Genomic DNA, 7,473 nt, shown 5'->3' on the forward strand with positions numbered 1-7,473 from the left:
GATACTGCGCGACTGTCCGGGGCCAATCCCTACAACACCATCCTCGGCGCTGTCTCCGCCGGATAGCTCAACGCAGGGGGTGGGTAATTACCGCGGCGGTAGCGTACCGACGAAGGGCGTCACAATCCGGCTAAGCTTTCGAGACGGATTGTGACGCGCCTCTGTCTTCGCCGTCACAGTTTCGGCTGCCGCTTCGGTCGCCGGGGCAACGGCTTAAGCTTTTACCCAAGGAAACGTATATGGTTGATCTGCACGATATCGTCGACACTGCGGTCGCCGCGGGTTCATTCAAAACCCTCGTCGCTGCCGTTACCGCTGCTGACCTTGTTGACACGCTGAAGGGCACCGGGCCGTTCACTGTCTTTGCGCCGAGCGACGATGCCTTCGCCAAGCTCCCGGCCGGCACCGTCGATGACCTGGTCAAGCCCGAGAACAAGGCCAAGCTCGCCGCGATCCTGACGCTCCACGTCATGTCGGGCAAGGTCATGGCCGCCGACGTCGCCGGCAACAAGCTGACCCCGGCGTCGGTCAACGGCGAAACGCTCGACGTCGATGGTACCAACGGCGTCACCGTCAATGGCGCGCACGTCACAACCGCCGACATCGCCTGCACCAACGGCGTGATCCACGTCATTGACGCGGTTCTGCTACCCAAGGCGTAAGGTGTAAGGATCGGCCGGCATTGCAGGCCGGCCGGTCCGCTACTGCTCGAAAGCCCGTACCCCTACTCAGCTCAGCCTCTTCTTCGGTGCCACCGTGCTAATGGTGTTCGGCACCGGGCTGATGACAGCGGGCCTCGCCAATCGCTTCGGAGCACCCCGCGTTGGCCTAGCCGGCATCCTCTGGCTGCTAACGCACGGCAGCACACCAGCCCCCATCCCATTCATGGCCGCCGTCACCCTCTTCCTCGGCGGCATGGGCCTTATCAACCCGATCGGCAGCGCCATCACGCTAGCACCCTTCGGCGACCGCGCCGGCGCCGCCTTGGCTTCGCTCGGTTTCCTGCAAATGGGGCTGGCCGCGATCGGCACCGCCCTGATCAGCGCGCTGGCGGCCGCACCCGAAATCGTCCTGGGTTGACTCAGGGGTCGAGTAGCAACGGAACCGAAAACCGACACAAGCCCGGAATTTGCTCAAGGTTTGCCGCTGATAGATTATTGGACGGGTTTATGTGGGATTTCGGTACCCTCTAGGTACAAAAAAGCGGAGCACGCGCCCTTTCCAAAAAAACCCAGGTTTAATGTAAAATTAGTCGCTTACGTCCTTATGTAGATTTTCTGTTCCACTGCTACTCAAGGGCCAGATACCACGACGTTCTGCCGCCAGCTCTAATCGATGCCGTACATGTCAAGGCGGCGCGATTGGCTTGGTCGTGACGGTCGCCAACGAATAATGACCCGTCATGACCCCTCCTCCGCTCAGAAAAGCGTCCTGTCTCAATAAGGCCGTGGCTTGCAGCAGCGATTAAATGCATCCAAAAAGAACCGCAGAAAGCGCCACGCGTTTCCGACACAACCGTTAGCGAGGTCCCGATTCATGGCAACGAAGAACAAGGCTCCGGCAGCCAAAGCGAGCAGCCCGCCGGCGGGCGCCGGACCGACGTCCCAGCGTCCCGACAAGCCGGCTAATGCAAAGCCAGGGAAGGGTGTCACGTACCCGGCAGTAGGTTCACTACCTGCGGCCGAGTTCGTCCGCGGGACGGGCGGCGAAGTCCACCAAGTTGCCGCGAGCGGTCAGCCCCAAATGACAACCAACCATGGGATGCCGATTTCGGACGATCACAACAGTCTGAAGAGCGGCGCGCGCGGCCCGGTCCTGCTCGAAGACTTCGTCCTGCGAGAGAAAATTTTCCATTTCGATCACGAGCGCATTCCCGAACGCGTGGTCCATGCGCGCGGTGCCGCAGCGCACGGGGTTTTTGAGTTGACCGACAGCCTCGCCGATTTCACCACCGCGCAGGTGCTTAGCGACACCAGTCTCCAGACACCGGTATTTGTCCGCTTTTCGACAGTTGCCGGCAATCGCGGCTCATTTGACCTCGCTCGCGACGTGCGCGGTTTTTCGGTCAAGATGTACACGCCGGAGGGCAATTGGGACCTCGTCGGCAACAACATCCCTTTGTTTTTCATCCAGGATGCAATCAAGTTTCCCGATCTCGCCCATGCGGTGAAGGAGGAGCCCGACCGCGGCTTCCCCCAGGCGCAGTCGGCGCACGACACGTTCTGGGATTGGATCGCGTGCACGCCAGAGGCGATGCACATGGTGATGTGGCAGATGTCCGATCGGACAATCCCTCGATCGTACCGGATGATGCAAGGATTTGGCGTGCACAGCTTCCGACTGGTCAATGCCGAAGGCGTGTCGACCTTTGTGAAGTTCCACTGGACGCCGCTGCTTAACATGCAATCGGTGGTTTGGGACGAGGCCATCAAAATCAACGGGGCCGACCCTGACTACCACCGGCGCGACCTTTACACCTCGATAGCAGACGGCGAGCACCCGGTGTGGGAGCTGGGCGTCCAGCTCTTCACGGAGGAGGAAGCCGCCGAGTTCGATTTCGACCACCTCGACTCGACCAAACTGATCCCCGAGGAGGTCGTTCCGCTGCGCGTTGTTGGCCGGCTGACGCTCAACCGCAACCCGGCGAACGTCTTCGCAGAGACCGAGCAGGTTGCCTTCTGTACGCAAAATCTCGTTCCGGGCATCGACTTCTCCGACGATCCGCTACTTCACGGGCGCAACTTCTCGTACCTCGACACACAGTTGAAGCGCCTCGGCTCGCCCAATTTCCATCAGCTACCGATCAACGCGCCACGCTGTCCGTTCGCCAATATGCAACGCGACGGCCACATGCAGATGCACCCGCAGGCGACGCGGGTTGCTTACACGCCGAGCCTGATAGACCCGTCGGGGCCGCGAGAGGATCCTGTTGCGGGCTTCCGCACCTTCCCCGCCGTTGTACAGGGGTTGAAAACCCGGGAGCGGTCGGCGACGTTCAGCGACCACTATAGCCAAGCGCGCCAATTCTTCTTCAGCCAGACCGAGCCCGAACAGGACCACATTGTTGCTGCTCTAATCTTTGAACTGTCGAAGGTTGAGTTGCCGCTTATCCGGTCGACGATGCTTGGCCACCTCGCGACAATTGACGCAGCTCTGGGCCAGCGCGTGGCGGAGGGGCTCGGCCACACAGCGCCGATCGTCCCTGCGACCCCGGCGGTCGAGCCGCGGACCGACCTCAAGCCGAGCCCGAAGCTCAGCATCCTGGCGAACGGCCCGCCAGGCATGGTCGGCCGTCTCGTCGGGATGCTGGTGACGGACGGCGCATCGTCGGTGATCGTTGGCGCCCTGATCGAGGCGACGGTCGCGGCGGGGGCATCGCCGAAGATCGTCTGTCCGCGCGTAGGCGGCGTTACGCTCGATGACGGCAGCCACCTGTGCGGCGACTTCCAGCTGGCCGGCGGCCCGTCGGTTCTGTTCGACACGGTCGCTGTGATCGCTTCTGAAGCTGGGACGACAGCGCTGCTGGGCGAAGCAGCGGCGGTGTCGTGGGTCCACGACGCCTTCCACCACCTGAAGGTCATCGCCTCCACCGACGAGGCCGAGCCGCTGCTCGCTGTAGCCGGGGTAGCGGCCGACGCCGGGATCGTGGCCCTCGCGGGGGCGGAAGACCCGGTAGCTTACGTCACACTCGCGGGACAGGGCCGCATCTGGGCGCGCGAGCCGACGGTGCGGACGGTATATTGATGGGCGAGGCCTTTAAACACGGATTGACGATCCGTGCTACGGGGCTGGCCGAGGCTACGGGTCACGAATAGCAGCTAAGGTGTCCGTAAGGGGACGGTCAGCATCCGGGCTTCACGGGCGTTGACTTATGCGTCACTGGCGTATAGCAAGACGGAATGGCGAGACTGCAGACGCTCGTGGAGCTGCCCGAATTCCTGCGGCGCGCCAAGGCAATCATGACGGACGACGAGCGAACGGGGGTTGTCGACTTCATCGCTGGGAACCCTGACGCGGGACTCTCGCTTGGTGGCGGACTTCGCAAGGTCCGTATCGCGCGTGAAGGCGGTGGCAAAAGTGGTGGCTACCGAACGATCTACGTGTTTGGCGGGCTGGAGATGCCAATCTTCCTTCTGACGGTCTTCGCCAAGAACGAGAAAGACAATTTGAGCAAGTCCGAGCAGGCGGAATTGGTTGCCATGAGCAAGGCTTTGGTTGCGCGTTACGGAGGATCTCGATGACCGTTTTTGGCAGTATCAAGCAGGGACTGGGCGAAGCATTGGCGTTTGCTGACGGCAACAATGATGGCGCTCACGTCCGTCAGGTCACGGTGCCTGACGTCGATGTGGCCGCGATCCGCGCCAGCACCGGGCTGTCACAAGGTGCCTTCGCCCGCAGCATCGGCGTGGCAAGGGGCACTCTACTCAACTGGGAACAGGGACGTCGTCGTCCGACCGGCCCGGCACAGGTTTTGCTTGCGATGATTGCCCGCAAACCATCGCTAGTCAGCGAGTTGCTGCGCTAACATTCTCCGAGGAAACCCCGATGTTCGGCTGTCGTTGACCTGTCCGCAAGGGGACCGATCTGACTTGGGAAAGGCGGCATTCGCGTCGGTAAATCTTTTTTGACCAAGGCTGCTCGACAGCACGTGCGAATATGCAACAAAGCCCGCGCCCGCGCGTTAGAAAATCTGCCCGCTTGACCGTGGCGGAACCGTTTTGCGGAACAGTGAATGACCGACACGTCTCGCCCTGCCGCTCCCGACGCGACGATGGCCAATCGCAACGACCCCGACAAGGCCGGCGTGAAGATCCTCGCCGGCCTCGCTGCGGGAGTGATAGGTGTCTGGGCCTTGGATCGGGTTGATTGGTTCATGTGGAACCGGGAAGACCCCGCGGCGCGGGCGCAAACGACCGCGGTTCGCCCGGATGGCGAACCGCCAGCACAAGCGCTTGTCAGCAAGATCGAGGGTGCAACCGGAAAAAATGTCGAACCTGCAACGCACGAAGCGGTCAGCCAGGCGGTTCACTACGCGATCGGCATTGTGCCTGCGATCGGTTATGCGCTGCTGCGCGACAGGTTGCCGATGACCGGCGTGACGCGTGGCGCGCTCTATGGCATCGGTCTGTTCTTGATGCAGGACGAAATGCTGAACACCTTGGCTGGTCTGGGGGCCAAACCGCAACGCTATCCTTGGCAAGCGCATGCGCGGGGTATCGTTGCTCACACTGTCTATGGCGTTACGACTGAGCTTGCGCTCAATATTTTCGACAAGGGGGCGGCACGGCGGACGTTAATCAACGCGTGAAATGCCGCCACGCCCTACGTCGCGGCCCATGGATATGCCGCTGACCGGAGATGAGATGCTAGGTAAGCAGTATCTTTCGCGGCCAATGTGACGTTCGATCGAGCCTTTTGAGGGACGAACCAAGGACACTTGGACCTTGCACCGTGCAAAACCATGGCTCACTTGACGAGGCGAGTGCTTAGCAGATTTGTGGTTGCCGCTCTGCGACGCGGCCTCGGGCGGCGGCGTGACGGTTTCAAAACGATGCCGGCTCCAGACGTACCTGCTCGAAAGATGTGCTCTAAAGTTGCACAGGAGAGATGACAGATGACCAGGATAACCCGACGTGCCGTTGGCATTCTAGTAGCAAGCGTTTCCAGTCAGCTTGTGCTGGCAATGCCGGTTTCTGCTGCCATCCCCGATACTGGCGACCGTGCACCGGCCGTTGCTGGATTGAATATCAAAGGTCGCCCGGTGCGATTAACCCAGGTGGCGGGGCAACAAGGAACCGTGCTGGTATTCTTTCGCTCTGCAAGCTGGTGTCCTTACTGCAAGGCTCAATTGATCGACCTCAACAAAAGCGCGGCGACGACGCTTGCGGCAAAGGGCTGGTCGCTTGTGGGCATCAGCTATGACACCCCCGAGGTTCTCGCGAAATTTGCTGCTGAGCGCGACGTCCGCTGGACGCTGATCTCTGATCCCAAGTCAAAGGTCATCGACGATTGGTCCCTGCGCGATCCGCAATATCCTGCCGGCAACCGCGCATACGGCGTGCCGAAGCCGGCAGTCTTCTTGATCGGCCGCGATGGCCGAATCCGTGCGCGGCTGATGGAGGAGGATTATCGCAAACGCCCGCAAGTGGAAGCGATACTGGCAGCAGTGAACGCTGCCGGCCGGCAGTTGGGAAAGTGACAGCTTCGGTCACCAACAGGCAGTGCTGCGGTTGAGCGAACCAACAGAGCGGGTTGTCGTTGGACTCGTATCCATTGCGATTAAATTCTGAATGCTCCTGCCCAACAAATCGCAAGAGACGCGTCTGAAACCCCGGGTTTAGTCAGAGCGTTGGTCGGTCCAGTAGCTGAGCATTTTCCAAGTGTCGCCGCTCATGGCGCCACGCAAATGGGGAGACACCGGATGCATCACCGCTACGACGACCTTGGCGCGGTCTTTCTGAACTGCTCGCTCAAGCGCAGTCACGAGTTATCGCACACGCAGTTGCTGATGGATGTTGCCAAAGCGATCATGGAAACCAATGGGGTCGCCACAACGACGATCCGGGTTGCTGACCACGACATCGCACCCGGCGTTTATCCTGACATGACCGAGCATGGCTGGGCACGTGACGATTGGCCGGCGATCCAGAAACAGGTGATGTCAGCTGACATTCTCGTTATCGGCACACCGATCTGGCTCGGTGAAAAGTCATCGGTGTGCACTCGCGTCGTTGAGCGTCTCTATGGTTTCTCGGCCGAACTCAACAACCGCGGCCAGTACGCCTATTATGGACGTACCGGCGGATGCGTCATCACTGGCAACGAGGACGGCATCAAGCATTGCGCTATGAACATCCTTTATTCCTTGCAGCATCTTGGCTATGTCATTCCGCCTCAGGCCGATGCTGGCTGGATCGGCGAGGCGGGGCCGGGACCGTCTTACGGGGACAAGGGTGAAAGTGGCCCCATCGGCTTCAACAACGGCTTCACGCAGCGTAACACCACTTTCATGGCGTGGAATCTGATGCATATGGCCCGAATGCTAAAAGATGCTGGTGGCATTCCCGCCCATGGCAATCAGCGAACCGCATGGGATGCAGGCGAGCGTTTCGACCATCCAAATCCGGAATATCGCTAGCCCGTGATCGCGATCGCAGATGCACGTTCCGGTATCGCCAGGCTGGATTTCCATAAGCCAACCGCAAAGCGAAAGCGCAAGCTCAGCGCCCAGACAGAGCATCTTCGGTCCAGGCTGCGGGATTTTCGTCCGTAGAGGGACCCTTTTCTATCAAGCCGCGCGTCGGACAGGTTCGGCCTTTTGGGGATAAGGTGCAATCGCGATCTTGGCATCCGGAAGATCGTGTCCCACAGCGTGGTGGGCACCGTCAACTTGCTGCGGTCGGGTGCGAGGAAAGACGCGATGCCGGAATTGGGCGTAATCATGCGGCCATTGCGACGCCGGTCACCTCGGCC

The 7,473-nt window shown here is 60.7% G+C and carries 9 protein-coding genes; 8 read left to right on the forward strand and 1 reads right to left on the reverse strand.

The genetic code is table 11. From position 1 onward, the window contains the following. Window positions 1-239: 239 nt before the first annotated feature. From FHS79_RS18070 to FHS79_RS18105, 8 genes are all read left to right on the forward strand, one after another. Complete coding sequence (locus FHS79_RS18070; RefSeq protein ID WP_184203178.1) at window positions 240-662, forward strand: fasciclin domain-containing protein; 423 nt, start codon at window positions 240-242, stop codon at window positions 660-662. A 94-nt stretch (window positions 663-756) separates the two neighbouring features. Further along, a complete protein-coding gene (locus FHS79_RS18075) occupies window positions 757-1,080 on the forward strand; it encodes an MFS transporter (protein ID WP_184203180.1) in 324 nt (107 codons plus the stop codon). A gap of 663 nt (window positions 1,081-1,743) precedes the next feature. Then, entirely contained in the window at window positions 1,744-3,744 is a 2,001-nt protein-coding gene (locus FHS79_RS18080; RefSeq protein ID WP_424022273.1) for a catalase, read from the forward strand. A gap of 155 nt (window positions 3,745-3,899) precedes the next feature. Beyond that, the gene (locus FHS79_RS18085; protein WP_184203184.1) at window positions 3,900-4,241 is read left to right on the forward strand and encodes a type II toxin-antitoxin system RelE/ParE family toxin; all 342 of its coding nucleotides are present in this window, start codon (window positions 3,900-3,902) and stop codon (window positions 4,239-4,241) included. After that, window positions 4,238-4,525: a helix-turn-helix domain-containing protein gene (locus FHS79_RS18090; RefSeq protein WP_184203186.1), complete on the forward strand. Its 288-nt coding sequence runs from the start codon at window positions 4,238-4,240 to the stop codon at window positions 4,523-4,525. Before FHS79_RS18085 ends, FHS79_RS18090 begins: the two co-directional genes overlap by 4 nt. Window positions 4,526-4,732: 207 nt before the next feature. Further along, a complete protein-coding gene (locus tag FHS79_RS18095) occupies window positions 4,733-5,308 on the forward strand; it encodes a DUF1440 domain-containing protein (protein WP_184203188.1) in 576 nt (191 codons plus the stop codon). 306 nt (window positions 5,309-5,614) lie between these two features. Beyond that, window positions 5,615-6,199, forward strand: a complete 585-nt coding sequence (locus FHS79_RS18100; protein ID WP_184203191.1) for a peroxiredoxin family protein — start codon at window positions 5,615-5,617, stop codon at window positions 6,197-6,199. 222 nt (window positions 6,200-6,421) lie between these two features. Further along, window positions 6,422-7,138, forward strand: coding sequence for a flavodoxin family protein (locus tag FHS79_RS18105; protein WP_184203193.1), 717 nt, complete (start codon window positions 6,422-6,424; stop codon window positions 7,136-7,138). Here FHS79_RS18105 and FHS79_RS18590 read toward each other — a convergent pair. Then, the coding region (locus tag FHS79_RS18590; protein WP_207792449.1) for a hypothetical protein at window positions 7,135-7,473 on the reverse strand (339 nt) is incomplete at its 5' end. The genes FHS79_RS18105 and FHS79_RS18590 overlap by 4 nt on opposite strands.

Source organism: Polymorphobacter multimanifer, from assembly GCF_014205635.1.
GTDB classification, from domain to species: domain Bacteria; phylum Pseudomonadota; class Alphaproteobacteria; order Sphingomonadales; family Sphingomonadaceae; genus Sandarakinorhabdus; species Sandarakinorhabdus multimanifer.

Excerpts from the sequence above, each read along its gene's own strand:
- FHS79_RS18080 (WP_424022273.1), top strand. The coding sequence starts at position 1,744 with ATGACAACCAACCATGGGATGCCGATTTCGGACGATCACAACAGTCTG.
- FHS79_RS18085 (WP_184203184.1), top strand. The coding sequence starts at position 3,900 with ATGGCGAGACTGCAGACGCTCGTGGAGCTGCCCGAATTCCTGCGGCGC.
- FHS79_RS18095 (WP_184203188.1), top strand. The coding sequence starts at position 4,733 with ATGACCGACACGTCTCGCCCTGCCGCTCCCGACGCGACGATGGCCAAT.
- FHS79_RS18090 (WP_184203186.1), top strand. The coding sequence starts at position 4,238 with ATGACCGTTTTTGGCAGTATCAAGCAGGGACTGGGCGAAGCATTGGCG.
- FHS79_RS18105 (WP_184203193.1), top strand. The coding sequence starts at position 6,422 with ATGCATCACCGCTACGACGACCTTGGCGCGGTCTTTCTGAACTGCTCG.
- FHS79_RS18100 (WP_184203191.1), top strand. The coding sequence starts at position 5,615 with ATGACCAGGATAACCCGACGTGCCGTTGGCATTCTAGTAGCAAGCGTT.
- FHS79_RS18070 (WP_184203178.1), top strand. The coding sequence starts at position 240 with ATGGTTGATCTGCACGATATCGTCGACACTGCGGTCGCCGCGGGTTCA.